This window comes from Paenisporosarcina indica (assembly GCF_001939075.1).
Taxonomy (GTDB): domain Bacteria; phylum Bacillota; class Bacilli; order Bacillales_A; family Planococcaceae; genus Paenisporosarcina; species Paenisporosarcina indica.
On sequence record NZ_MPTA01000002.1, the window covers coordinates 574,368 to 600,673 of the forward strand.

The window sequence follows — 26,306 nt, forward strand, 5'->3', positions numbered from 1 at the left end:
CCCATTAAAAACGAAAATACAGAAATGGATTATATGATGCATCAACCAAGTAAGCCGTTGATAATAAAAGAATCCATAAATAATAGGAAGGTATACCCACATGTTCAACAAAAGAAATGATAGTTTTCGATTGCTTACTTATATATGTATGTCGAAAAGTAAAAAGTGCTGGCGTTGATGCAATGAGTAGAATAATAAGTAAAACAATATGGGTATAAAAATAATAGAGAAACTGTGCATCGTAAAGGTTATTCATCGACAAACCGAACATGATTTTCGCATATTCAAGACCTGCCATGAAATCTTCAAATACAAATAGTACCCAACTAATTAGGATGACAAAAAGAAGATAGGCATGTTGAAAAACTGGATTCATTTTTCTTATTATGTTCAGCCAGCCAGCTTTTTCAATGGCAATCAGCACTCCAAAATATAGTCCCCATAAAACAAAATTCCAACTCGCCCCATGCCATAACCCTGTTATCCCCCAAACAATAAATAAGTTTCGGTAGTTTAGTAACTTCCCTTTTCTACTTCCTCCAAGCGGTATGTATACATAGTCACGAAACCAAGTGCCTAAAGAAATATGCCATCTTCGCCAAAACTCAGTCACACTTTTTGAGATATATGGGTAATGAAAATTCCTTGGGAAATTAAATCCAAACATTTTACCTAATCCTACAGCCATATCAGAATAACCACTGAAGTCAAAATAAATTTGTAGAGAGAATGCTATTATTCCAAGCCACGCTGTGAGTACGGATAGTTCAGTAGGGCTTTGATTTTGAATGTCATTCCATAGTAACCCGATATTGTTCGCAAGAAGCACTTTTTTACCTAACCCGATGATAAAAATCTTTATGCCATCAGAAAATTGGGAGGGATTCCACTCACGTCGCTGAAGTTCTTCAGCAATTGTTTGATAACGGACAATTGGTCCAGCGATTAATTGCGGAAATAATGATACATAAAGTGCTAACGCAATAGGATTTTTTTGAGGGAGTACCTGCCCACGATAGATATCAATGGAATAAGACATCGTTTGAAATGTATAAAAAGATATTCCTATTGGGAGGGACAAGTGAAGAGGATCCATTCCCGTACCCAGCAAAACATTTACACTGTCAATCAAGAAATCTGCATATTTAAAAAACGTTAGAATTCCTATATTTACGATCAAGGAAGAAATGAGGACAACTTTTGCTTTCAGCCGATTTTTTAGCCGATATTTATGAATAAATAATCCATGAAAATAATCAACACATGCCGAAAAAATCATAAGGGCTATATAAATAGGCTCCCCCCATGCATAAAAAAACAAACTAACGATAAGTAATACGATATTTTTCATTTTCTTTGGGCTTACATAATAGATGAAAAGCGTGATAGGTAAAAAGAAAAAAAGAAACGTTAAACTGCTAAAAACCATGAAATCACTTCCAGTTTAGATATAGAAAAAGGCACTCAGAGTGCCTTTTGGTTTACTCGAAATTTTGATTAAATACTTCTTTGATTTTTTCTGGATGTTCATACGTCACATACAATAAATAGTTGCCTTTTGTAGTTATGATATTTTTTTTCACTTTTTCATATTGATCTGGCAAATACTGCTCCCAAGTATGTGTTTGCGCTTCTAATTCTCTTTCCAAACTTTCTTTAAGCTTATCTACATGGGCTTCGTCGGACGCTTCCAATAAAATAATCTCATCGGAGTTGACGTTCATCATCGCTGCTATAACAATCCCACTGTTAAACTCTTCCTTGTTTAATTGCATCTTCTCAAGCAAGATAGCAACTGCAGGATCATCCTCTTCCGATTCTTTTAAATCAGTCTCAATATAGCTCTGTAAATTTCCATCAACTAAAACATCTTCCCCGGCACCATTCGCTTTCATGTCCTCAGCAATTTGTTCTTTAATCTGTGTTGCAATCTCCTCTAACGAGACTTTCGGTGCTTTTTCTTTCTCATCAATCGATTGCTCTGTGCATCCTACTAACAAAGATAGGATAGCAATAAAAACTAGTAAACTTAAAATTCTTTTCATGATGTCCTCCTAAAATAATTGAAATATCTTCTTACAACAAAATTAGACGGACACCTTTATATTTAGTTACAAAAGTACTATTATTTAGCATTCAAGGGAATCCGGGATGACAAGTTCTAAATTCGTAATTGAAATTAAGGCTTTAGTAATCATCCACCGATACTGAGCGATGGCTCAGTCGTAAAAAAGGGTTTCACGTAGGAAACACCCCAATCACGGAAACTTTCCGATACTTTACTAGAAGAAGTTTTCACTTTTTTACAGACATTATGTTTACTGAAGAATTCAATTTCTCTTTCAGGAAACACTGTAGTAAAGAGGAGGAGATTCAAATGGCAAAAAACAATAAAATAATTATCCCTGAAGCGAGAGCAGGTTTAAATCAATTAAAAGCAAAAGTCATGAAATCTAAAGGGTACAACGTAAATGAAGAGAAACCAGATGATGTAAAATATGAAATTGCAAATGAACTGGGGATACCACTTAGTAAAGATTACAATGGAAAACTCACATCTGAACAAGCAGGCAAAATAGGTGGACCTATAGGTGGCAATATGGTCAAAGAGATGATTAGAATGGCTCAAGAACAAATGCTGAAAAAATAAAATCGTTGATTGAACACGATTAATCCCAATCATAAATTACCTGATTGGGATTTACTTATAGATATGATAGTTAAATTACCATTTCAAACGATTTCACTCCTGCTGAGGACGGTTTGGTCACAATACATTGATAATGTGGAAACTCTTTTCTTAATTGAACGGCGATTTTTCCTTCTTCCCCTGCATTCACTGCTATGAAAAGGGATGGGCCTGCACCACTGATGGCCGAGCCGTATGCGCCCAACCCCTTGCTTACTTGACGGATGGAATCAAAATCCGAAAATCTACTTTTACGAAAAGGTTCATGGAATGTGTCCTTCCCCATCATTCTTCCAGCAGTCTCCCAATCCCCTTGAACTAATGCAGCTGTTAACACATTGCTTGCTGCACTTCCCTGAGTCGCCACATGATGTAAAAGTGATGCCGGCAAAAGTCCTCTAGACTCCGTTGTTAGAAATTCATTCGGCGGCATCATGATGACGACGCCAATTTCTACTTCCTGTACACGGATGCTTTCTACTTCTTGCCCATCCACATATGAAATCGTTAATCCACCATAAAATGACGCCGAAATATTGTCTGGATGTCCTTCCATCTGACTCCCTATTTTTACTTTATCGCGTATTTGCAATTCTAATCCGAGCAATCGATCTGCTATTTCGATTCCTCCAGCAATAGCGGCAGCACTGCTCCCAAGTCCTTTGCCAAGCGGAATATCTGAGTCTATCAGTAGTTTCGCTGCTGGCAACTGACGACTAAATTGTTTAGCCACCGCCAGTGCAGTGACAACGATTAAATTATCTTTTCCACTGGATAGGTGTTGGTAATTGCAATCGGTATATTCCACTACCCATTCTAGGGAAGGCGATGCCTTAATTGTCATTTGTAGATCAAGTGCTAATCCAATCGAGTCGAACCCTGGACCTAGGTTCGCGGTCGATGCTGGTACTGTCACCGCGAATTCCTTCCAGCTCATACGTTCACACCTTTCTTCAAATCCTCCCAAAAGCGTTCCATATCTTCCGGAACAAGAAAAGGTTTGTGCACATTGACTGAAATGGCAGTTTCCGGATCTTTTAAGCCGTTTCCTGTAAGAATCGCTACTACGGTAGTACCTTTTTTAAGCGAACCGTTTTCTACTTGTTTTTTGATGCCTGCAATGGATGCACATGATGCGGGTTCTGCGAAAACCCCTTCTGTTGAGGCAAGCAATTGGTACGCTTCCAAAATTTCCTCGTCAGTCGCAGCCAGAATGGTCCCATTCGATTCATTCAGTGCCTTTACCGCGAGATGCCAGCTAGCAGGATTGCCGATTCGAATTGCCGTTGCGATCGTTTCTGGATTTTCTACGATATGGTTATTGACAATTGGAGCAGCCCCTGCTGCTTGAACGCCGAGTAATGTTGGACGGTTAGTACCATTCTTCTGTGCATATTCACTGAAACCTTTCCAAGCTGCTGAAATATTCCCCGCATTTCCTACTGGCAAAGCAACGACATCCGGCACTTTTTCTAACTGATCAATCATTTCAAATGCAATTGTTTTTTGTCCTTCTAACCGATATGGATTGACGGAATTTACTAAGGCGATGCCGTCTTCTTGCCCCACCTCACGGACCATTTCAAGTGCTTCATCAAAGTTCCCTTTAATCGCTAATATCTCCGCTCCATACATCTTCGCTTGTGCAAGCTTACCGAGTGCAATTTTTCCGTCTGGAATGACCACAATTGTTCGCATGCCCGCTCTTGCACCATACGCTGCCGCCGAGGCGGACGTGTTGCCAGTTGAGGCACATATAAGAATGGTTTTCCCTTCCTCTTTGGCTTTTGCAACCGCCATGACCATCCCTCGGTCCTTAAATGAGCCGGTTGGATTTGCTCCTTCCAACTTTACATGAAGATCAATTCCCCATTCTTCAGACAACTTTCCCAAGTGAACCAATGGAGTATTACCTTCTTGTAGCGTCAATTTTGGTGTTTCTTCCGACACTGGAAGCCATTCTTTATACTGTTCGATTAGCCCTAACCACTTCATACTGATTCCTCCCCTTCGATGCGGTAATGACTGATGACGCTAGCAATACCTTCCAAATCACTCATGATGTCAACATGTTGTTGTCTGGAAATATGATGTGTTAACAAAATGATTTCGGCTTTGCCTTCACTTTTAATTGGATGTTGCATCACTGACTGAAGACTTGCTTGATGCTGACTGTAAATAGACGTTAATTTGGACAGCACCCCAAGTTCATCTTTTACGAGCAAGCGATGGAAGTATTTCGCGTGGCAATATCTGTCCTCTTTCATCACTCTTTCGTATTGGGCAGCATGTAGACGTTTCCCATTCACCCCTAGCAGTAGATTACGGCAAGCTGCAATAATGTCAGAAACTACTGAAGTGGCAGTAGGAAGTGAACCTGCTCCTGGTCCATAAAGCATGGTTTCACCGACTGCATCCCCATATATGTAAACCGCATTAAATTCGTTATTAACTGCGGCAAGTGGATGTGAATTTGCTAAGAAAATGGGTTCCACTGTAACTTCAATGCCTTCTTCATCTTTTTTTGAAGTACCAACCATTTTAACCGTGTAGCCAAATTGGTCGGCAAGTTCTAAATCACCGTCTTGTATTTCGCTCATTCCCCTTACTAGCACATCGTCTAGATGCACTTCCGTAGAAAATGCGAGTGAAGACAAAATTACCATCTTTCTTGCTGCATCCAGACCGTCCACATCAGATGAAGGATCTGCTTCAGCAAACCCTAGTTCGGTTGCTTTTTCTAAAGCTGTTTCATAGCTCATATTTTCTTTTTTCATTTTCGTTAAGATATAGTTCGTTGTGCCATTCACGATTCCCATAAGACTGGAGATCCTGTCCGAAGCAAGTCCGTCCTCCAGCGTGCGAATAATCGGAATACCACCAGCAACGCTCGCTTCATAAAATAAATCGCATTTTTCTTGATCCGCTAGTTTTAAAAGTTCATGTCCATGTTCTGCCATTACATCCTTATTAGCTGTGACTACTTGTTTTCCTGCACGAAGAGCTTTCTCAATCGCTTGTTTCGCTCCATCGATCCCACCCATCACTTCAACGATGATATCTAATGAAGGATCATTTAAAATCCCCCCGATATCTGTCGTGAAAATATCTGGATTTAACGCGATCTGTCTATCCTTGCCTTCATCTTTAATCAGTACTTTTTTAATGAGTACCGGTACCCCTAATTTATGACGCAGATCTTTTTGATGTTGCTGTAAAATTTTTGCGACTCCACTTCCTACTGTTCCTAGCCCCAGCAACCCAATTGATATTTCACTTTTCATTAAATCATTTCCCCTTTATATTTGTCTTCTCTAAAAAAACATTTGTCTTTTCTATATGGACATTATAATATGTACCTATGTTCAATACAACCCTATATCATTAATAAAAAGATGGGACTTGATAGGATGAAAGTATGCAAATTCGGCGGTACGTCTGTAGCAAGTGCACAACAAATCAAAAAAGTAGCAGGGATAGTCAGATCAGATCCATCTCGGAAAATCGTCGTCGTCTCGGCTCCAGGGAAACGATTTGACGAAGATTTGAAAGTAACCGATTTGCTGATCATCCTCTCAGAAACGGTACTCAGCAATAAAGATCCCCAGGAACAATTAACACAAGTGATAACACGCTACAAGGAAATTGCAGAAGGCCTTGGTCTTGGCACGGAAATCATGGACGTGATTCAAAAGGATTTGCAGAATCGCCTTGCTGTGGATAAAGGGAATGTCGAACGTTTTACAGATATCTTGAAAGCAAGCGGTGAAGATAATTCAGCAAAATTAGTCGCAGCATATTTAACTTCCATCGGTCTTCCAGCAAAATACATAAACCCGAAAGAAGCCGGATTGCTCGTAACTTCATACCCAAATCGTGTCCAGGTGTTACCCGAATCTAATAGCCACTTATCTTCGTTAAGGGAAAAAGCTTCCATTACTGTGTTTCCAGGCTATTTTGGCTATACAAAGGAAGGTGTTCTGCGGACGTTTGAGCGAGGGGGATCAGACATTACGGGCTCGATTTTAGCCGCCTCCGTCAATGCCGAACTGTATGAAAACTTTACTGATGTGGATTGTGTTTTTGCAGCTAACCCAAAAATTGTTGATAATCCTGTGGAAATCGACATAATGACGTATCGTGAAATGCGTGAGTTATCCTACGCCGGTTTCGCCGTCCTTCATGACGAGGCGCTAATGCCAGCTTTTAAAGAATCGATTCCGGTATGCATTAAAAATACGAATAACCCAATCGCTACTGGCACCATGATTGTTGCGAAAAGAGATGTTGCACTTCGTCCGGTAACCGGAATCTCAGCAGATAGCGGATTTTCAACGCTTTATGTTAGTAAATATTTGATGAATCGTGAAATCGGATTCGGACGAAAACTTCTGCAAATTCTTGAAGACGAGGGAATATCCTATGAACATATCCCATCCGGTATCGATGACCTTTCCGTCATATTACGAAGTCATCAGTTAACCACCGACAAAGAAACAAGAATCATTCATCGAATCACGACCGAATTGGAGGCGGATGACGTTCATATTCGCAATGATTTATCCATGATCGTTCTTGTAGGCGAAGGAATGAATAACACAACCGGACTTGCAGCTCGTGCTACAGCTGCCATTTCTCGAACGGGAGCTAATATTGAAATGATCAACCAAGGCTCATCGGAAGTTAGTCTTGTTTTTGGAGTCTTGAAACAAGACGAGACGAAAATTCTTAAGGAGTTATATTGCGAATTTTTCACATCTGCTTTGGTTCTATGAAAAAGATGGGGACAACTCGATTTAATCAATTTTTTGTAATGAACTTTTAATAAAAATATATACAATATCCTTCCCTCTGGCGCATAACATAAGAAAACGATTGGTTATTCCTTTTATGGATGCTATTTCACTTAAGTTTAAAAGTATGCTAAGGAGGGACGTATTTTGTATCGCATGTGGAATGACCCTGAAGAAATGGCACTGCGTCAAGACAAAGATTTTATTGCTTCTCTCAACATGATTAACGAGGGTGGAGTAGCTTTTGAAAAAACAGAAGATGATAACCAACCAGAATCCAACTTCAATCAACAATCAAACTAACAGAATAATAAAAGAAGCTTAATCCCAGAAAACGGATTGAGCTTCTTTACATTGATTATTTTATGGGGATTGTCATTTATTGAATCGCATCGCTCACTGGATACAAGCTTAAATCAAGCGAAACAGGATGACCAAGTACGAGGTTTGCCAATTGGGCACCAAGGAACGGACCCACCGTTAATCCCGAAGCACCAAGGCCATTTGCAAGGAAAAGTCCCTTGAATCCTGGCACCTCTCCTATAATCGGCAGGAAGTTCGGTGTAAACGGACGATATCCGACGCGTGTTTCGATGACCTCACTATCCGACAAGCCTGGAGCAATGGATAATGCTTTATTGAAGATGTTATGCAATCCGCCAGCCGTTACACGCAGATCAAAGTTTTGATTATCTTCATGCGTTGCTCCAATGACGATTCGCCCCTCATCAAAGGCAAGTATATATTGATCGTTTGGGGGCATTACAACTGGCCACAACTCCGTAGATTTATTTTCTAACTGAAGGTGAACGATTTGTGCTTTCTGAGCAGACAGTTTTAACTGAAGACCCAACGGAGACAACAACTGATCTGCCCAAGCACCAGCAGTAACAATTACATAATCAGCTTCATAAAGCGTCTCACCAACAGTTACACCTGTGATTTGATTGTCATGAACAACAATTTCAGCAGAACCTTGAATAAATATGACTCCGTACTTTTTTGATGCCTGAACAAGAGATTGACGAAGTGCTCGGCCGTTTACGCGAGCCGCTCCACTAATATGTACTGAACCAAACTCATCAGATAAAGGTGGAAATAGCTTTGCCGTGTCCTCTGCTGATTTTTGACTGATGTCCCCGATTTCAGGTGCATCTTCACGTCTTAGAGTTGCACGACTTTCCATCTTGTTGAGCTTTTCTTCATCTATATGAAGGCTGATTGCCCCGACTTGTTTATAGCCAGTCTCTGTTTCTCCATCCTCTTCGAGTTGCTGAATGAGTGATGTATAGTAAGCTGCACCACTTTTAGCAAGTGAATACCATGCTTTATTTCGTCTTTGCGAAAGCCATGGACAAATGATACCTGCAGCCGCGTCCGTTGCCTGTCCGGGATCATGTCTATCTATTACTGTCACATTTGCTCCCGATTTGGCCAGATGATATGCCGTCGAAGCTCCTAAAATCCCTGCACCGATCACAATATATTGTTTCATATAAACACCTTTTCCATAAAGATTTCATACATCTATTTTACACAATAATAGATGATGCATCAGGAACATTCATTTTGCTCGACTTCACTAAAAATGTGTTATTAATAGTCTGCCCCAATATGTGCATACTACGAATGATTAAACATAAAGGGTGTGATCGTATTCTTACGGACAAACAGACATCAGAATTAAAGAAAAGCCTTTTAGAGCAAAAAGAACAGTTGGAGAAGCTAGCGGAAAGTTTTTCACTTGAGCATGGGAGTATTCGTGATATGACATCAGAACTTTCCACATTGGATAACCATCCAGCCGACCTTGGGACAGAGCTTTATGATCGTGAAAAAGACATGGCCCTTCAAGTCCATGAAGTGGCTGAATTAAAAAAAGTAACGGAAGCACTTGAAGCCATGAATAACGGGTCCTATGGAGTTTGTGATGAATGCGGAGAAAGCATACCTTATGAACGGTTAGAAGCAGTTCCATATACCACTCGATGTATTGTTCATGCGGATAAGGACATCCCTCAAACTCGCCCTGTCGAAGAACAGGTGCTCCATCCAGCGACTGACAACTCCTTTGCTGGCAGACGTGAAGGTGAAGACGCTAGAAACTACGAGGACAGCTTCCAAGAAGTTGCACAATATGGAACGTCAGAAACAGCTGCCGATTTCACTGGTGATTTTGACGACATCAACGATTTATATGACGATGAAGATGAAATAGGCATGGATGAAGACGTTGATCAATTGCATGTAACGATTATTGGCGGGGTCAACAGAGAAGTAACTCTTGGCGAATCCATTGAAGCTGTACGTAATGATTATGTGGAATAAGAATTCTGTGCAATAAACATGAGGAAATCAAGTAATAAACACACATAATCCGTTCAAATAGTACACGATCAAATATAGGGGGCTGTCCCAAAAGGTCATGAAAAATGACTTTTTGGGATGGTCCGTTTATTTATATAGAAAGATTTTCATTGCGGCGGACGCTTTTCGGGGGCATGGCTTCAGCCTGTGTGCTTGTCTGAAAGAGGCTTTATTTGTCCTACCTTCAAATTTTGGGTCCTCATTTTACAATTAATGCTCTCCTTCAGAGGACGGTTGATTCCCATAGACATCAATAATGATTTTTCGAGCAATTTTTTTAGTTTCGTCCTTATCTTCAATCCATACTCTCACTTCATCACCAGCTCTAAAGCTACTTATATCGCTCTTGCCTTCTATTTCAGTATCTTCGGTAAGAAATATTTCATAATCTGGGTCATCCTTCATAGGATCCGAGGTAGGTGTAGTAATTATTAGACTTGATTCCTTCACCCCTACAACAAACCCGTTATAGTCACTCGAATCAATGAGATTCCAACCTATTAATACAAGTGTGGCAATGAGTATTAGGAACAGTAATTTCTTCAAGTTTGACCCTCCCTTCTTAATTGTTAGACGATTCAGAGTGGCTTTTGTTACTTTTATTCCTTCTTCATGAACTAACCTGTCCCGTTATTTACGATTTTCAAAAAAGCGTAAATCCGTCTTTCAACAACTCGTATAAAAAGTAAAAAATACCCAAAATCCTTAAACCGGATCTTATTCCCTTTACAACTCATTTTTCTTATTGAACTAACGGGGCAGTTTAGTTCAATAAGAAGATAACCAATTTTTTTAATTCAAACGAAAAATTAACTGATAATTGAAACTTATATACATTTCGAACGTATGAAAGTAAAGGGCAGGTTAGTTGAAGAAGAATTCTTGGTTATTAGGAGGGGAAAATATGAAAGAGTATCAATTTTAAAAAATAGACTATTCTGGTTGTGGAATAAGGGGTGGGTAATAGAGAAAAGATACAGCAAGTGATTGATTAAGGAATAGAGGATTGTCTACTATTGAAGTACTATTTTAAACGTAAAGGGGGCGGAAGACTAATGGTGAAAAAGTTGCTAGGTATGATTACAATAATTGGATTATTAATGGCTTGTAGTAACGAGGGGAATCAAACAAATAATAATCAAATTAGCGATGATACGAATAATCAGGAAGTAGAAGCGGAAAAAGAAATTCCAGAAAATGAGAAAAACCAATCGAATTCAAAAGATGTGGTTGAAGTTAATGATACCAGCATGGAGATTCATACAGGCTCTACCGAAACAGTCATTAGAAATAGTGAAGGACAGGACCAGGAAATTAAAGTTATTAATTATCATATAACAACATATGGTATTGCTTATCAATTAGACGAGGCATTCGGTGTTCCTGAAGTGATCAACAACAAAATAACTTATCCAACCGAATATGGTTATAAGATATCGTTAGAGATGATAGAGCACGCAAATCTTGAAAAAGCTGTATCGAATCTGCAAGAAAGATTTGAAACAGAAGGCTATGAAGAAAGTTTTAAAGAAGGTTATGAATTGAAAAGCACACCGGTTGAAGAAAATGGTTTGATAGGAAAAACACAACTTTATGGCGACCATCCAATGGCAGGATTTATTGCATATGAGATTGATGAACATGCACTAGTGATTACTTTTCAATATCCAATAGAAGGTGCAGATGCGATGGGCCCACTTTTAGAAGACTTACGAAAATCGATTCATGTACAATAGTTATTTAATGACCAAAGCGGGTTTGTTGAGGGCTTTGTTTACTGGTACTGTTACTAAAAGTTTCTCTCCCTATATGTTGTCAATTGTAGGAACAATAATTTTATTCATCGGGTTATCTGAATTGAAGTCGAAACGAAAAACAAATGCGATTATATCATTTGTAATATCAGTAGGTGTACTTTCAGTTTCGGCATACATTTTCTTTGACTAAAGGGTGCTTTAGTTGTAGATCACGGGTTGCTTAGGCAACTCTTTTTTCTTATTAAACTAACGAAGCAGGTTAGTTGAAGAGTGTTGTTTAACTTGTGTTCAACAATCGCGCCAAATTGTTGCTTAATGATCTTAAGAGAATGCTTGTTAAAGTTATGGAATGGAGGGTTGATACTGAATAAAATTATTTTACACGTAGAAGGGTTTGCTGTTTTAGCGTTAAGTATTTATTTTTACGGATATAGCCAATTTAGTTGGGTATTGTTTTTTATCTTGTTGTTTTCACCAGATATTTCAATGCTCGGATATTTATTTAATAATAATATTGGGGCTATGCTTTATAATGTATTTCATACATACATTATATCAATTGGTGTAGTTATCTGCGGACTAATATTAAGTAACGAAACTATTTTGGCAATAGGTTTAATTTGGTCTGCTCATATTGGAATGGATAGAATGATTGGATATGGATTAAAGTATCCAACAGAATTTAAAGACACTCATTTAAATCGTGTTTAATCAATTGATTAAACACGTCTGTCTTTCTTATGCAATAAAAGGGCGCGATTGTTTAATATGCGTCTCTTTTTTCTTGTTCAACTAACGGGTGCTTTAGTTGAAGAGCCTCGGACTCCTCAGGTAGCTTTTGTTCTCATAGAACTCCCATGAAAAATTATAAAAATGACAAATTTGATAATTGCACATAACATAAACGACCCAGAATAGATTTTCTTAAAAAAGCTGAGGATTGAGAAAGATTTAATTTAGTTGGCGTTATTCTTCCGCTAATTCGGGTATGAGTATAGTAGATTCATAATTATTCGAATAGGAGGATGATTTGTATGGATAAGCGTGTAATTGGAGTTTATGACAATGGTGATGATGCTGTTCGGGCGGTTGAGGGATTAAAGGCCCAAGGTTACGACCGAGATGATATATCAATTGTTGCAAAAGACAGGGATGAAGTAGAAGCAGTCAACGCCGAAACAGGCACCAAAACTGAGGAAGGCCTTGCAGCTGGTGCTGCAACTGGAGGGATTCTTGGCGGAGCAGCAGGTTTATTGGCAGGTGTAGGAGCGCTTGCAATTCCGGGTATTGGGCCAATTTTGGCAGCAGGTCCTATTGCCGCTATGTTAACCGGAGCTGCAGTTGGTGCTGGTACTGGCGGACTTGCTGGAGCTTTGATTGGCATGGGCATTCCGGAAGATGAGGCAGATCAATACGAGCGTGATGTTAAAGAAGGAAAGCTGCTCGTATTGTTGGATCCGAATGCAAGAACAACGGATTCATTTGTTACTAATGAATTAAATACAAACTCAGGTACATCAAGATATTAAATATAATAAATTAACAAAAAAACAAGGCCAAACCTTACTGAGGATTGGCCTTGTTTTTATGGTGTTAAGAATAAACATGTTTATTTGTTAGCATGATTTTTTTAGAAAGAGAATAATGATCAATCCCTAACTTATATATAAGACATTCTATATCCGCTGAATTGAGGCATTTCGAATGTCGAAACCAAACTATAGTAAGTTTACTAGTTTTTAGATTAATTTGTTATGTTGATATTATTTGGTTCATCTGCATCTGGAAGACGTAATATATCTTTCGTTAATACATCGCCTGGAGTTAAAATACTTTCGTAATATTCATTATAATTAATTTCATAAAAATCAGGTTTCTTCTCCCATGCGTCTTTTGGTAGTGTAACAACGAACGTTCCATCGCTTTTTGGGACAGTTATCTGATAGTCGACGTCTGTGTTTACACCGACTAATACGCCTTTATGAAGTGCTCCTCCGTCATTTGATTCAGCTACAAGTGTTGGTGGCTCATCCACAATAGTTGTACCTTTTTCTGGTAAGATGATATCTAAGTGAATTCCATCATCATCTGGGAAATAAAAAGCCTTATTATCTGGCAATGTATAGGTAAGTCCTTTTTCAGGAATATAAACATTTAAATAATGGCTCTCATCATCTTCTGGGATATAGAACATTTCGAAAACACCATTTTTGTCACTCGGGCTCGATTTCGTGAAGCCTTCAACACCGTCTCGACGAAGATTGACAATGGCTCCTACAAGGGGTTCACCGTTATGATCTTTTAAAGTTCCACTAATACGGAATTTTTCAACACCGAATTTAGGGAAAACGTCTCCATCCTTTAACACTACTTTTGCATATACATCCACTAACGAATCGTTTTCTTTATTATTTTCTACCTTGTCCACTTTAATTGGATAATAGACAGTTAAATCTTGTTCTAATGAAAGAATTTCATCTTTCATTTTTTTATCAATTTTTTTACCATCAATTGTTGCGTCATCTAAAGAAGTGATGTGAATCGTATCTTTTTCAACAATGTTTGCGTCAACCGAGATTGAAAATTCACCATTTTTGTCTGTTACCGTTTTACGTTTTTCCGATACTTGGACAACTGCACCCACAACTGATTTATTATCGTATAAAACTTTTCCTTTAAATGTTTTGTGGTGCTCATTAGATGATCTCCAGTTTTCAGCAAAAAATTCAGTATGTTCTAATGTAAGAGTAGCTTCTCCATCTGTGTTTCTCTTGTTTTCAATGCCGGCTTCCTCTTTTTCCTTGTTACTTTCAGATTCATCCGTGCATGCTGCAAGAAAAATTGCCAGTAAAGATATTAATAAAATGCTTGATAACTTACTCATTTTTTCACTCCTATTTATAAAAAAAAATAAGAGCAGATGCTCTCTGCTCTTATTTTTTTGTTGCGTATTAGTTATGAGGATTTCCGTCAGTATCCGTTTTTCCTTCTTCCTTGCTTTCGCCCTGTGTTTTATCTCCACCCAAAGCAAATACATGGACTTGCGGATTACGACCAGCTGACGTGATCATAATATATTGTTTGCCATCTACTTCGAAGATAGATGGTGCAGCTGAAATTGTCTCACCAGTAGTTTGGAATTCCCAAACGTTCTTACCAGTAGCGGTATCAAGTGCTTTCACTTTACCACTTAATTCACCATAGAATGATAAACCAGTAGTTGTACTTGTTAAGCCACCGCGTTGAGGTTCTGGAGTTTCAATTTGCCATTTAATTTTACCATTGTTTACATCAATTGCTGTGATCTTACCAGTAGCAGGCTCATCTGCAGGTGGTGCGTAAGAAGTACCAAATGCAGCTGCACCTGGAGGTCCTTCTTGCTTCGCCTCTTCTTCGTTACCAGCGACTTTAATGATAGCGCCTTGTTCAATGGAAGGAATTAAAGCAAGATTTAAATTCGGATCATAAGTATCCGTTGCATAGTTTTGACCGCCTAAGATACCAGGGTAAACCAAAGTACCTTCTGGAGTTGGTGGTGCGTGATCAATTTTACCAAATGCTACGTTTTCATAAACGGGTTCGCCAGTTGCAGCGTCGTATGCAAACCATTCAGCACCTTTAGTACCAACAACAACTAGTTTTTGTTTTTTATCATTCACAGTTGCATTGATAATTGTCGGTGAATCCGCAGTATCATAATCCCATAAATCATGAGAAGTTTGTTGCTGTGCCCAAATAAGTTTACCAGTATCTGCATCCACTGCTACGACAGAGTTCGTATGTGGGTTTGCACCAGGACGTTTCTCGCCGTAAAAGTCAGGAGCTGGGTTACCTGCTGAGAAATAAACCATTCCAGTTTCTTCGTCAACACTTGGTTGCATCCAAACAGCACCGCCGCCACCAAATAGACCATCAGCTAACCAATCTTCTCCTTTTGGAGGAACTGTCCAGAATGGCTCATCCCAAGCAGGTGTTAAATCATCAGATTTTAATGCTAATTCGAAACCGCGAACACCGTTGTCTCCGCCTGATGAACCGACAAAGATTTTGCCATCATAATAGGTAGGAGCTGTTGTTTCATAATAACCATTTTCAGGAGTTAGATCAGGGTAGAAATCGCTAAGTTTAACGTATTCAATTGTTTCACCTGTTTTTTGATCGATGGAAGCAACGCCGACATTATTTGTAATAATGAATACTTTGCCATCTGCAACAGCAACCCCGCGGTTAGCGTTCGGTAAACTAGTGCTTTTTGCATTTTCAATAATTTCAGTAGGTGGTTCCCATTCCCATTTCACATCTCCTGTTACTGCATCAAATGCATAAACATAGTTCATGCTTGTAGTAACATAAGCTATTCCATCCACGATAACAGGAAAACTTTGATTCCCTGCTGGAATATCTCCGTTGATATCCTTGAAATTTTTACTCCAAACAAGACCTAAATCACTCACGTTATCTTGTGTTATTTCTTTGAAAGGAACGTGACGTGTTAAACCGTAATCATATCCGTTCGTCGGGAAATTACCGTACGTTACATCCTCTGTTTTTGTTTCTTTTTCGTTTTTCGTTTCTTTTTTATCATCAGCATCATCAGAACATGCTGCTAAAGCTATTGTCGCAGCTAAAATAGCCGAACCGAATATATACTTTTTGTTCATATTGAAAACCCTCCTTATGAGTTTATAATAATGTGTGTAAATCGTCGCATACATATATTACCACAGTATTGACTATATTACTATAAAATTTCGAAAAAGGTACAATAGAGTTGAACTTTTCTAATAAGAACGGTATATTATAGTAGTTTTAAATTAATGAGGAGGAAAAAATTATGAATAAGAAATTTTTAAGTATTATTGGCGTATTGTTATTATCTCTAACACTTGCAGCTTGTGGCGGAGAAGAGAAAGTGAAAGAAAAAGAAACGCCTGCAGGACAAGTTGAAAAAGAAGATACGAAAAATACAGCTGATGAAACAGGGAAAATAGAACCCACAGGAAATGTTGTGGAAGTAGTTATCAAAGGAACAAATTTTGATTTTGATACAAAAGAAGTAAAAGTTAAAGCTGGCGACACAGTAAAATTAACATATGAAAATGAAAACGGTGCACATGGTGTTGCTATTGACGAATTCGGTGTGGATATTAAAGGCGGAGAATCGACTGAATTTGTGGTAGATCAAAAAGGCGAGTTTGAATTCTATTGTTCTCTATTATGTGGTACAGGACATGATATTATGGTAGGTTCATTTATCGCTGAATAATAAAAAAAGAGCCATTTGCTCTTTTTTTTATGATTTTAAACAGATTTCTTTACTTACATCCATTACACAATTAAAGTCAATAAAAGAAACGACTTCATCTTTTTCTTCGATGTTTAACATCCTCGTTTTTTGAATTGAGGCAAAAGATTATTTTGTAAGTAACCTCTTCTTCAAAAAGTATGATTATTTGCTCTAAATGAATTGCAAACACTTTTAAAATATCTTCCTTATTTTCACATCCCTGGGAACCAATCAATTATGACTATTCCTAAAGTGGAATTTTAATACATAGGACACCATTCAATGACAATGGTGTCTCTTTTTTTATACAATCGTAGTGAATAATCTGATTTTCCCCCATCAAAGTGGTCCACCCCTGTAATTTCACTAATTAGTTTCAATTCTTGCTTTAACCCGGAAAATTTCCCCCTTTATTCAAGTTCAAGGTGGAATCAGTCGAAATAAATAAACCTTTCTGTCACCAATCTTTGAAGACCTTTTCGATTAAATCATTTGATTTAGACGGTATTTCTTTATATCCTTTAGAGGTTTCGGTTCATGGAAACTATCTTCTTCTTTAGTTTACGAAGAAAAAAGCTACATATTCTCCTTATATGTTTCACTTTCTCAAATAAAGGAAAAAGATAGTCAAGGAGTGAGCCAATATGACCATGGAAAAATACACTTGCAAAGACTTTCCTGTTACTGGAATTTTAAGGATCCCAAAAAAGTTTCAAGTCATATTAGGATTGCAAACAGGAAGATGTGTAGATATCGCATATGAGGAAAAAATGATCTTCATTCGAAGAGAAAATCCCAAGTCCTTTCACAACAAACGACTAATCTCAGAGAAAGGCTACATCAAGATTCCAAAGGAAATCATCGACATTGCCAACATTACTTCGGAGGACGAGTATTGCCTGTATTTAGATGATCTCAATAAACAGTTGGTCGTAAAAATATAACGTTGCACCCTAAGATTAATCATAGGGATTATAAAAACTTCATTCTCATATATTGCACCTTCAATCACGAATGGAACCTTCTAGCTCCTCCAATTAATCTGCGTCGTTAGTTCTATAAGAAAAAGTGCCGTTTAACTAGTCCTCCGAAATAAAGAAAAAGAGCCTTAAATTAGGTCCTATTTTAATTGTTATTACTCAATTAACGAATTTGTTGTTCGAAAATTTCTTCTTTTCGATATAAATAAGTTGCAACTCAATTAATATTTCGCCAATTTACATGGTCATTTTTTACAAGGTTGCAATATTTTCAGCCGTTCTTTCGATATCTTTAAAAGCATCCTCCAATGGCCAGCATGCTTCATTCTATTTAGGCATTCCAATTCCTTAGAAACCCCACTACAAATAGAATGTTATAGACACTGGTTTTTCACGATAAAAAACTCCAGTTATGAAGAATCATGACTGGAGTTTTTGGTTTCTTAATGCTATACCATAATGAACCAAAGAATCATGGTGACAACAATTGTCGTAATACCTTGTAGCAATGTGGCCATTGTCATCGCCTTGTATGCATCTGTCACTTTCATTCCACTATATTGTGTGACAACCCAGAAGAAACTATCGTTCACATGACTAACTGTCATTGAGCCCGCTCCAATTGCCATAACAACCAGTGCTAATGGAATCGCCCCTTCAATACCAAGTTGAGGAAGCATTGGCGCTATTAAAGCAGATGTAATAACAAGTGAGGCAGTGGAAGAACCTTGCGCAGTCTTAAGTGCAGCTCCTATTAGGAATGGCACCAGTAAAAATAATGCTCCGTTTGCAAGTGCTCCTAAATCCATATTTTGAAGTAATTCTGCGACTCCAGTATTTTTAATAACCGTACCGAATGCACCACCGGCACCAGTAATTAGTAGAATTGGAGCTGCTTCTTTTAGTGCTTCCCCAATCCAGCTCGACAATGTTTTTTCACTTAGTTCTGGTAATAATAAAAATGAAGCAAAGACACCTAAAAATAATGCGACAGTCGGTGACCCTAAGAATTTCAAGAAATTAATCCAGCCACTTTCTCCTCCGACAAGTGCAGCAATTGAACCGATTCCAATTAGTACAATCGGCAATACAATTGGTAAAAACGATTTGAATGTAGAGGGCATTTTACCAAACGATTTGACGATTTCATCATAATCTAACACCAACGCCTCGCGATCCGCTTCTACCTCAATTTTCGTCCCTACTTTTCTCGCCCATAAATAACCAACGATTGTGGCAGGAATTGCAACTAATAAACCAATTAATATAATCGTTCCTAAGTAATCTGCTGCCCCAATATTTCCTGCAGCTGCGATTGGTCCTGGTGTTGGCGGAACCAGAACATGTGTCGCATATAACCCCGTTGCAAGTGCTATTGCCATAGAAGCAATCGTAACTTTTGCCCGTTTAGCTAAAGCCTTTTTTAAGCTAGATAGAATAATATAGCCAGAATCACAGAACACTGGTATTGATACAATGTATCCAATTACTGACATAGCAAGTTGTGGGCGTTTCTCTCCAAGAACACGCAAAACCACTTCCGCCATTCGATAAGCTGCTCCGGACTTTTCTAACACAACACCAATAATGGTCCCCGCTACAATGACTAGCCCAATGCTTGTCATTAAACCACCAAAGCCTGAATTGACATGTTCTACAACTGTTAATAGTGGCATACCTGATGCAATTCCCACAAAAAATGCACTAATCAATAACGCTAAAAATGGATGGATTTTAAGTACTGCCGTTGCCAGGACGATAAAAATAACACCAAGAAAAATGACTAAAAATAACATTCATACACCCTTTCTCACTCTATTTGTAAATAATTTAAAACCGCTTCCTGTGTTTTTATTTTTAAATAATACTCTGCATTTTCCATTGAGTCTTGTGGAGAAATTTCTTCATCTACAACACTCGTAATCGAATGAAAATAGCGGGCTAATTGTTGTTTACTATGAATGCTTACTGAGCCAGAAATTAAGAGAACTGGAACATTATTATCTTTCGCCACTTTCGCAATGCCAAAAGGTGCCTTGCCCGAAAGCGTTTGACTATCTGATTTTCCTTCACCGGTAATAATCAAATCCACATTATGTATACAATCACGAAAAGCCATTGCTTCCATTACTACTTGAATGCCAGGTTTCATTTTGGATGGGAAAAAGGATTGAAATGCTCCACCCATGCCACCTGCAGCTCCAGCACCTTCCCGGTTATGGATAGATGTTTCAGCAGTACGTTCAATGACGTCTGCCAATATGTTCAGATTTCGGTCAAGCACAGCGACCATCTCTTCTGTTGCACCTTTCTGAGGACCAAATACAAACGAAGCTCCGTTAGGACCAACAAACGGATTGTCTACATCCGATGCGATGATAAACTCTGATTCAGCAAGACGAGAATCAAACTGGGACTGATCAATCAGCACCAAGTTTTGAAGTGCGCCTCCCCCCGGCATAATTTCTTCACCATGAAGGTTAAGAAATTTCATTCCAAGGGCTTTCAACATCCCTGTTCCTCCATCATTGGTTGCACTTCCGCCAATCCCTACAATAAATTTCCTAAATCCCTTATCTAATGCATGCAGAATTAATTCACCAGTACCATACGACGTTGCACAAAGAGGATTTCTTTCTTCTGTTTTCAAAAGCATTAATCCAGATGCTTTTGCCATTTCAATCACACATGTTTCGCCGTCTCCAAGAATTCCATATTCAGCGAAAATCTTTCTCTCGAGAGGGTCGGACACTATTACAGAAACGGTTTTTCCTTGTGTTGCACTGATCAGGCTATCTAATGTACCCTCACCTCCATCAGCAACTGGGAGTAAGAGTGTTTCAATCGAAAGATCAAGAGCCCTTATTCCAGCTGCCATTGCCTGTGCAGCCTCTACCGCTGACAAGCTCCCCTTAAATGAGTCCGGACTGATGACGATTTTCAAATGATCCCTCCTCTAATAAAACGTTTACAAAATAGTATATTAATAATGAATACAAAGTATGAATTCCCTGTTTATTCCCCTTTATTCCTTATTTGAACTCAGAAATTCTTCGAACATTTTCTTTCACAATCGCTTCATTACCTAAGGGTGAATACTTAATCTCCAATTTTACACGTCCAAAAATAGAAATATAAAATTTTAATAAAAATATAAGATATGGATACAATCGTTTAAGTGAGAAAGGAGAGAATTGGTTAGTTGATCAAGTTAGGGCTAAAGTTGATCAGGTCAGCTCAATAGTTGATCAAGTCAGCTACTGAATTAATTAATCAATACGAGTAGGCAGAACCAGCGCAGGCGCCTTTCAAGTGGTAGCCGGAGCGAGAAGACTGGCAGTGCTTTTTCTGCCTGGCTTCTCGCGGGAGGCATCCACAAAGCGCCGAAGCGTTAGTGGAGGAAGTGTATACTTTCTTCTTAGCTCAAAATTAGAATCTTCTTTAAACAACTTGATTAATAGCTAACCAAGTTAAAATTCACAGTTCTTTATCGTGCATTTGCGCAAGCTCGTTGCAGAAAAGCTAATAGTTCTTCCATCCAAAAAAGTTATAATTGAGGAAACTTTAGGAAGTTCTTTGGCGTTCTTTTACTAAAAGATCTTGTTCAATCTATTTATGCCAATTTCTGCATTGACTAGAAACAAAGTCAGTTAAACTACACTGTTCTTTATCTACATTTACACTAGCCGTACGTTCCGCATGAGCCAAAAAAAAAGGAGTGTTCACAATAACAATTTCTCACAAATTCATCATCATGCTCTGCCTTGTCCTGGTCACGTGCATTTTCTTATGGATGCTTACAGGAAAATGGATGGCGGAAGGACAATCGCCTGTTGCCAACGGTGAAAATGACTATGCGATTATTCTCGGTGCAAAAGTGAATGGAGAAACCCCTTCCCTTGCTTTGCGTTATCGTCTAGAAGCAGCATTGGAATATGCAAGAGAATATCCACATGTGAAGTTGATTTTATCTGGTGGTCAAGGGGATGACGAGTATATTAGTGAAGCTGAAGCTATGAGAAGATATCTTGTCGAAAATGGCATTGATGAGGAGCGTCTACTACTAGAATCAGCATCTACTTCGACCTATGAGAATATTCTACTCTCCAAAGAATTACTGCCTCCCTCTATACGAAAAGCAACAATCATCACAAGTGATTTTCACCTAGCACGCGCAAAAAGTATTGCGTCCGATCTTGACCTCCAAACCGACGTGGTTGCTGCTAATACGCCGAAAATCGTCGAGTTAAAAATGAGATTACGCGAACGACTTGCACTGTTAAAAAATTTTCTAATAGGTAATTAAACGATTGCCCCCTCCTATTTATACGGAGTGTTGCAGGAAACACCCATAGAGTTGTTGAACTCTAAGAGGAACATGAAACAGTCTTTTGATAGGAGTTTTCATAATGGAAAAAAAACAGACAGGACTACAACCATTTTTTTCACTGATCTTCTCACTTAAAATCCCAAAAACCGCACTGATTATCGGGTTATCCGCAAGCATTCTTACAACGATTGTAGGTTTGATTGTCCCTTTACTGACCAAAAATTTAGTGGATGGTTTTTCGTTTGATGCTTTAAGTACGCCTCTCATGATCGGAATAGGGGTTGCGTTTATCGTCCAAGCGATTATTAGCGGGATTTCCATCTACTTATTAAGTTTAGTCGGCCATACAATTGTCGCTCGTCTTCGTGACCGGATGTGGAAACAACTAATCCGTTTACGCGTCAGCTTTTTTGATAAGCAAGCGACAGGTGAAGTGGTCAGCCGTGTCGTCAGCGATACAGGGGTTGTACGAAATTTGATTTCGGATCATTTTCCGCAATTTATCAATGGGATTATTTCCATCATCGGTGCCATTATCATCCTACTCGTTTTGGATTGGAAAATGACGCTAATCATGTTACTTTCCGTGCCAATTACAGTAGCCATTATGATTCCGCTTGGCAAGAAGATGGCTAAAATATCACGTGGTTTACAGGATGAGACAGCTGTATTTACCGGTACTATTACACAAACCCTAGGCGAAATCCGATTAATGAAATCCTCTACTGCTGAGAACGTAGAACAAGAAAATGGATTAAGCGGAATCTCTAAACTACTCAATTTCGGTCTAAAAGAAGCACGAATATTCGCGTTGATCGCCCCCCTTATGTATCTTGTTGTCATGATCGTAATTGTTATGATCATTGGATATGGCGGCATTCGCGTTGCTAACGGGACGATGTCGACTGGCTCACTGGTTGCATTTTTACTTTATCTTTTCCAAATCATTTTCCCAATTACGTCATTTGCCATGTTCTTTACAGAACTACAAAAAGCCAAAGGTGCGACAGAAAGAATCATTGACATACTTGAATTGCCATTAGAACAAGGTCAAGAAGGATTAGTGGTGGATATTACGAACGAACCGGTCCACGTATCCAATGTAACTTTTGCTTATAATGACGAGGAGCCCGTTATTAAAGATGTGTCGTTTGACGCGCAGCCGGGGGAAATGATTGCCTTTGCAGGTCCAAGTGGTGGAGGTAAAACAACAATCTTCGGATTACTTGAACGCTTCTATGAACCTACGTCAGGGGAAATCCGAATCGGCAACACACCGATCAATGAATTATCGATGACTTCTTGGCGTGATCAAATCGGCTACGTTTCACAGGAAAGTGCCATGATGGCTGGTACCATCCGTGCCAACTTATGTTATGGATTACATGATTCAGAAAGCATAACGGATGAACGTCTCTGGGAAGTGACCAAAATGGCGTATGCAGATGAATTTATCCAAGCCTTCTCAAATGGATTGGAAACAGAAGTTGGAGAACGCGGAGTGAAATTATCGGGTGGACAACGTCAACGAATCGCCATTGCTCGAGCATTCCTTCGAAACCCCAAAATCCTCATGATGGACGAGGCAACTGCTAGTTTAGACAGCCAATCCGAAGGAATAGTACAACAAGCCTTAACACGCTTAATGGAAGGACGTACGACATTTGTCATCGCGCACCGATTATCCACCATCGTCAATGCGGATAAAATTATCTTCATTGAACAAGGTCAAGTTACTGGGATCGGCACGCATAACGAACTAATACTATCCCATTCACTCTATCGTGAATTTGCTGAACAGCAATTGGCTTAATTGCAATACATTTAAAAGTAAAAGCTATCCGAAAAAGTCATGTCATGACCTTTCAGATAGCTTTTTTATTGATCAACTATAGTACCATCTACATGTAATCTAGTATTAATATCTCTCACTGCAGTTTTCCCATCGTGTAAAATACCATATTCCGCGGTAGTAATTATATTTAATGGTCCTTTTACTTCCGCTTTTACCAATTCCCCACCAACCGCCAGTACCAATGCCTCTACAGTGCCTTCACCACCATCAGCTAAGGGTAGGCTTTCGATTTTCGCATCAGCATAGATATCTTGTATTCCTAAGGAAATAGCTTTACTTCCTTCTATAGAAGAGATACTTCCTTTAAAGGAATCAATTGCAATCAGAACTTTCATTGTTAAAATACACCCTATTTAACACTAAGAAAATATCAGCCTCGAGGATAAAAAACAGCTCGAACCTTAAATTATAAGATTCGAGCATTTACACTTTATCGCCTTCATTTTTTGCAAATAATTATAAGAAATAAGGATTTATCTTTAATAAAGGAATAAATGACTATACTTAATCCCATAATTAGATGGTTGTTTGTTTATTGGGGATGATTTTCCCTTTCAACTAGTGATTACTGTTTCTCAAAGCTATTAATCAAAACTGGTGCAAAAAAAGCAGGTATTTCCAATTTTGTATGCTTGATATTCACTGCCTTTTTTGTATATTCTGAACCCTTTTTTTCGGTACAAATAATAATGCATGTTCTATGTAAAAGCTATATAATAAACCTAAATCAAATTAACATAATAGGTTATGGAGTAACTTCCCCCTTAATTTCAGATGTAAAATGATATAGTATGAAACACTTCCAGGAGGATAAACAATGCCAATTTTAAAAGATGTATTCATGAGCTTATCTCAAAACCAACTATTGAATAGCGCAGCTAAAAAATACGGCCTGAAAATGGGTGCCCAAACAGTCGTAGCAGGAACGAATGTTGAAGAGACAATCAAAAGCATCAAGGAACTGAACGCTCAAGGGATTAGCGCGACAGTCGATAACCTTGGAGAATTCGTTTTCGAAAAAGAAGAAGCCATTAAAGCAAAAAACAATATTCTTGAAGTGATTGAAGCAATCAATGAACATGGAGTAGACGCTCACATTTCATTGAAAGCTACACAACTTGGTTTGGATATCGACTTTGATTTCTGTTACGAGAACTTGAAAGGAATCGTGGCTGCTGCAAGCAAATACGATATGCATATCAATATTGATATGGAAGATTACGGTCACCTTCAACCTTCATTTGATTTGATGGATAAACTGTTACAAGAATACAGCAATGTCGGTACAGTTATTCAAGCATACTTCTACCGTGCACAAGACGACATCGAACAGTACAAAAATCTACGTCTACGCATCGTTAAAGGCGCTTATAAAGAGTCTGCTGAACATGCATACCAAACAAAAGAAGAAATTGATGCTAACTACATCAAATTGATCGAATATCATTTACTAAACGGTAAATTCTCTTCAATTGCAACACATGACCACAATGTAATCAACCACGTGAAGAAATTCGTGGAAGAGCATCAAATTCCGAAAGACAAATACGAATTCCAAATGCTATATGGTTTCCGTAAAGATATGCAAGTTGATTTAGCGAAACAAGGCTACAACTTCTGCACATACGTTCCTTTCGGCGATGATTGGTACGGATATTTCATGAGAAGATTAGCTGAACGTCCAGCTAACTTGAATCTTGTTGTAAAACAAGTGTTCAACAAGCGTACGAACACAGCGATCGGATTAGCTGCGGGTGTATTCGCACTTGGCCGTCTGTCAGCGTCTAAGAAAAATAAAACGAAAAAATAATTGTCTGCATGCTGTCCTCTTTATGAGGGCGGCATTTTTTTATTACGGAGTTTTAAGGCATGCTGTATTAAACAAACTATTCTATTGTTATCGTACATTTGTGCTTACCGCAGGTTCCGCATGAGCCAACAAGTATGAAAACTACATTCATACTTGTTGGCTCATTCTTCACGCTCTTGTGGCTGTGCTCCTGCGCAAGCTCATCGCTGAAAAGCTGTGCTAGGAGTAAATGCACTCTTTCGTTTTTCATTCAATATCATCAGCCTTCTTTAAATTAGCCACTAAAAAAATGTTACTTCTTATTAGGTGGCCACCGAAAAAGTCATTTCATTCTAAAAAAGCGAGCCTTTCCTCGGGAATATTGAGGAAAGGCTCGTTAGTTATTTGTATACACTGTACTGAATTAGATGTCATTCATATGCCTAGGAAAAATGCTGT

At 38.6% G+C, this 26,306-nt stretch carries 25 protein-coding genes; 13 read left to right on the forward strand and 12 right to left on the reverse strand.

Annotated features, from left to right (window positions below; genetic code table 11):
• Positions 1–4: 4 nt before the first annotated feature.
• Complete coding sequence (locus tag GY23_RS08260) at positions 5–1,429, reverse strand: MBOAT family O-acyltransferase (RefSeq protein ID WP_075618734.1); 1,425 nt, start codon at positions 1,427–1,429, stop codon at positions 5–7.
• A 52-nt stretch (positions 1,430–1,481) separates the two neighbouring features.
• Complete coding sequence (locus GY23_RS08265) at positions 1,482–2,045, reverse strand: DUF4358 domain-containing protein (RefSeq protein WP_075618735.1); 564 nt, start codon at positions 2,043–2,045, stop codon at positions 1,482–1,484.
• Between the two features lie 332 nt (positions 2,046–2,377).
• On the opposite strand from GY23_RS08265, the gene GY23_RS08270 reads away from it, so the two are divergent.
• On the forward strand, positions 2,378–2,650 hold the full coding sequence (locus GY23_RS08270; protein WP_075618736.1) for an alpha/beta-type small acid-soluble spore protein: 273 nt from the start codon (positions 2,378–2,380) through the stop codon (positions 2,648–2,650).
• Between the two features lie 70 nt (positions 2,651–2,720).
• On the opposite strand, the gene thrB is transcribed toward GY23_RS08270, so the two are convergent.
• From thrB to GY23_RS08285, 3 genes are read right to left on the reverse strand one after another with little or no spacing between them, the layout of a single operon-like run.
• Positions 2,721–3,626 (reverse strand): homoserine kinase, encoded by a 906-nt coding sequence (thrB, locus tag GY23_RS08275; RefSeq protein WP_075618737.1) that lies wholly within the window; start codon positions 3,624–3,626, stop codon positions 2,721–2,723.
• Positions 3,623–4,684 (reverse strand): threonine synthase, encoded by a 1,062-nt coding sequence (gene thrC / locus GY23_RS08280; protein WP_075618738.1) that lies wholly within the window; start codon positions 4,682–4,684, stop codon positions 3,623–3,625. Before thrC ends, thrB begins: the two co-directional genes overlap by 4 nt.
• Positions 4,681–5,973, reverse strand: a complete 1,293-nt coding sequence (locus GY23_RS08285; RefSeq protein ID WP_075618739.1) for a homoserine dehydrogenase — start codon at positions 5,971–5,973, stop codon at positions 4,681–4,683. The genes thrC and GY23_RS08285 overlap by 4 nt, the downstream gene beginning before the upstream one ends.
• A gap of 126 nt (positions 5,974–6,099) precedes the next feature.
• Here GY23_RS08285 and GY23_RS08290 point away from each other — a divergent pair, with 126 nt between their 5' ends.
• Together GY23_RS08290 and GY23_RS18240 are read left to right on the forward strand one after the other, a co-directional pair.
• Positions 6,100–7,464, forward strand: a complete 1,365-nt coding sequence (locus GY23_RS08290; RefSeq protein ID WP_075618740.1) for an aspartate kinase — start codon at positions 6,100–6,102, stop codon at positions 7,462–7,464.
• A 165-nt stretch (positions 7,465–7,629) separates the two neighbouring features.
• A complete protein-coding gene (locus GY23_RS18240) occupies positions 7,630–7,785 on the forward strand; it encodes a hypothetical protein (RefSeq protein WP_161487586.1) in 156 nt (51 codons plus the stop codon).
• 76 nt (positions 7,786–7,861) lie between these two features.
• On the opposite strand, the gene GY23_RS08295 is transcribed toward GY23_RS18240, so the two are convergent.
• Entirely contained in the window at positions 7,862–8,977 is a 1,116-nt protein-coding gene (locus tag GY23_RS08295) for an NAD(P)/FAD-dependent oxidoreductase (RefSeq protein ID WP_075618741.1), read from the reverse strand.
• Between the two features lie 134 nt (positions 8,978–9,111).
• Here GY23_RS08295 and GY23_RS08300 point away from each other — a divergent pair, with 134 nt between their 5' ends.
• The gene (locus tag GY23_RS08300) at positions 9,112–9,810 is read left to right on the forward strand and encodes a TraR/DksA C4-type zinc finger protein (RefSeq protein WP_211270654.1); all 699 of its coding nucleotides are present in this window, start codon (positions 9,112–9,114) and stop codon (positions 9,808–9,810) included.
• 249 nt (positions 9,811–10,059) lie between these two features.
• Here GY23_RS08300 and GY23_RS08305 read toward each other — a convergent pair whose 3' ends face one another.
• Entirely contained in the window at positions 10,060–10,395 is a 336-nt protein-coding gene (locus GY23_RS08305; protein ID WP_075618742.1) for a hypothetical protein, read from the reverse strand.
• 509 nt (positions 10,396–10,904) lie between these two features.
• On the opposite strand from GY23_RS08305, the gene GY23_RS08310 reads away from it, so the two are divergent.
• The 4 genes from GY23_RS08310 to GY23_RS08325 all read left to right on the forward strand — a co-directional run bounded on the left by GY23_RS08310 (position 10,905) and on the right by GY23_RS08325 (position 13,135).
• On the forward strand, positions 10,905–11,585 hold the full coding sequence (locus tag GY23_RS08310; RefSeq protein WP_075618743.1) for a hypothetical protein: 681 nt from the start codon (positions 10,905–10,907) through the stop codon (positions 11,583–11,585).
• Between the two features lie 7 nt (positions 11,586–11,592).
• Positions 11,593–11,796: a DUF3953 domain-containing protein gene (locus tag GY23_RS08315; protein WP_211270655.1), complete on the forward strand. Its 204-nt coding sequence runs from the start codon at positions 11,593–11,595 to the stop codon at positions 11,794–11,796.
• A gap of 173 nt (positions 11,797–11,969) precedes the next feature.
• Complete coding sequence (locus tag GY23_RS08320; RefSeq protein ID WP_075618959.1) at positions 11,970–12,317, forward strand: DUF4260 domain-containing protein; 348 nt, start codon at positions 11,970–11,972, stop codon at positions 12,315–12,317.
• A gap of 323 nt (positions 12,318–12,640) precedes the next feature.
• Complete coding sequence (locus GY23_RS08325) at positions 12,641–13,135, forward strand: YflT domain-containing protein (RefSeq protein ID WP_075618745.1); 495 nt, start codon at positions 12,641–12,643, stop codon at positions 13,133–13,135.
• Between the two features lie 215 nt (positions 13,136–13,350).
• Here GY23_RS08325 and GY23_RS08330 read toward each other — a convergent pair whose 3' ends face one another.
• Positions 13,351–14,490, reverse strand: a complete 1,140-nt coding sequence (locus tag GY23_RS08330; RefSeq protein WP_075618746.1) for a carboxypeptidase-like regulatory domain-containing protein — start codon at positions 14,488–14,490, stop codon at positions 13,351–13,353.
• A gap of 67 nt (positions 14,491–14,557) precedes the next feature.
• Positions 14,558–16,267, reverse strand: a complete 1,710-nt coding sequence (locus GY23_RS08335) for a pyrroloquinoline quinone-dependent dehydrogenase (protein ID WP_075618747.1) — start codon at positions 16,265–16,267, stop codon at positions 14,558–14,560.
• 173 nt (positions 16,268–16,440) lie between these two features.
• On the opposite strand from GY23_RS08335, the gene GY23_RS08340 reads away from it, so the two are divergent.
• Both GY23_RS08340 and GY23_RS08345 read left to right on the forward strand, forming a co-directional pair.
• Entirely contained in the window at positions 16,441–16,872 is a 432-nt protein-coding gene (locus GY23_RS08340; protein WP_075618748.1) for a cupredoxin domain-containing protein, read from the forward strand.
• Positions 16,873–17,537: 665 nt separating this feature from the next.
• Positions 17,538–17,837: a hypothetical protein gene (locus GY23_RS08345; protein WP_084544069.1), complete on the forward strand. Its 300-nt coding sequence runs from the start codon at positions 17,538–17,540 to the stop codon at positions 17,835–17,837.
• A 485-nt stretch (positions 17,838–18,322) separates the two neighbouring features.
• Here GY23_RS08345 and GY23_RS08350 read toward each other — a convergent pair whose 3' ends face one another.
• Both GY23_RS08350 and GY23_RS08355 read right to left on the reverse strand, forming a co-directional pair.
• A complete protein-coding gene (locus GY23_RS08350; RefSeq protein WP_075618749.1) occupies positions 18,323–19,669 on the reverse strand; it encodes a GntP family permease in 1,347 nt (448 codons plus the stop codon).
• Between the two features lie 14 nt (positions 19,670–19,683).
• Positions 19,684–20,817: a glycerate kinase gene (locus tag GY23_RS08355; protein WP_075618750.1), complete on the reverse strand. Its 1,134-nt coding sequence runs from the start codon at positions 20,815–20,817 to the stop codon at positions 19,684–19,686.
• Positions 20,818–21,666: 849 nt separating this feature from the next.
• Here GY23_RS08355 and GY23_RS08360 point away from each other — a divergent pair.
• Both GY23_RS08360 and GY23_RS08365 read left to right on the forward strand, forming a co-directional pair.
• Entirely contained in the window at positions 21,667–22,179 is a 513-nt protein-coding gene (locus GY23_RS08360; RefSeq protein WP_245827611.1) for a YdcF family protein, read from the forward strand.
• Between the two features lie 103 nt (positions 22,180–22,282).
• The gene (locus GY23_RS08365) at positions 22,283–24,016 is read left to right on the forward strand and encodes an ABC transporter ATP-binding protein (RefSeq protein WP_075618752.1); all 1,734 of its coding nucleotides are present in this window, start codon (positions 22,283–22,285) and stop codon (positions 24,014–24,016) included.
• 65 nt (positions 24,017–24,081) lie between these two features.
• Here the strand turns inward: GY23_RS08365 and GY23_RS08370 are convergent, their stop codons facing one another.
• Entirely contained in the window at positions 24,082–24,393 is a 312-nt protein-coding gene (locus tag GY23_RS08370) for a glycerate kinase (RefSeq protein ID WP_075618753.1), read from the reverse strand.
• Positions 24,394–24,881: 488 nt separating this feature from the next.
• Here GY23_RS08370 and GY23_RS08375 point away from each other — a divergent pair, with 488 nt between their 5' ends.
• Positions 24,882–25,868 carry a proline dehydrogenase family protein gene (locus GY23_RS08375; RefSeq protein WP_211270659.1) on the forward strand — a complete coding sequence of 329 codons (987 nt, stop codon included), beginning with the start codon at positions 24,882–24,884 and terminating at the stop codon, positions 25,866–25,868.
• Positions 25,869–26,306: the final 438 nt, after the last annotated feature.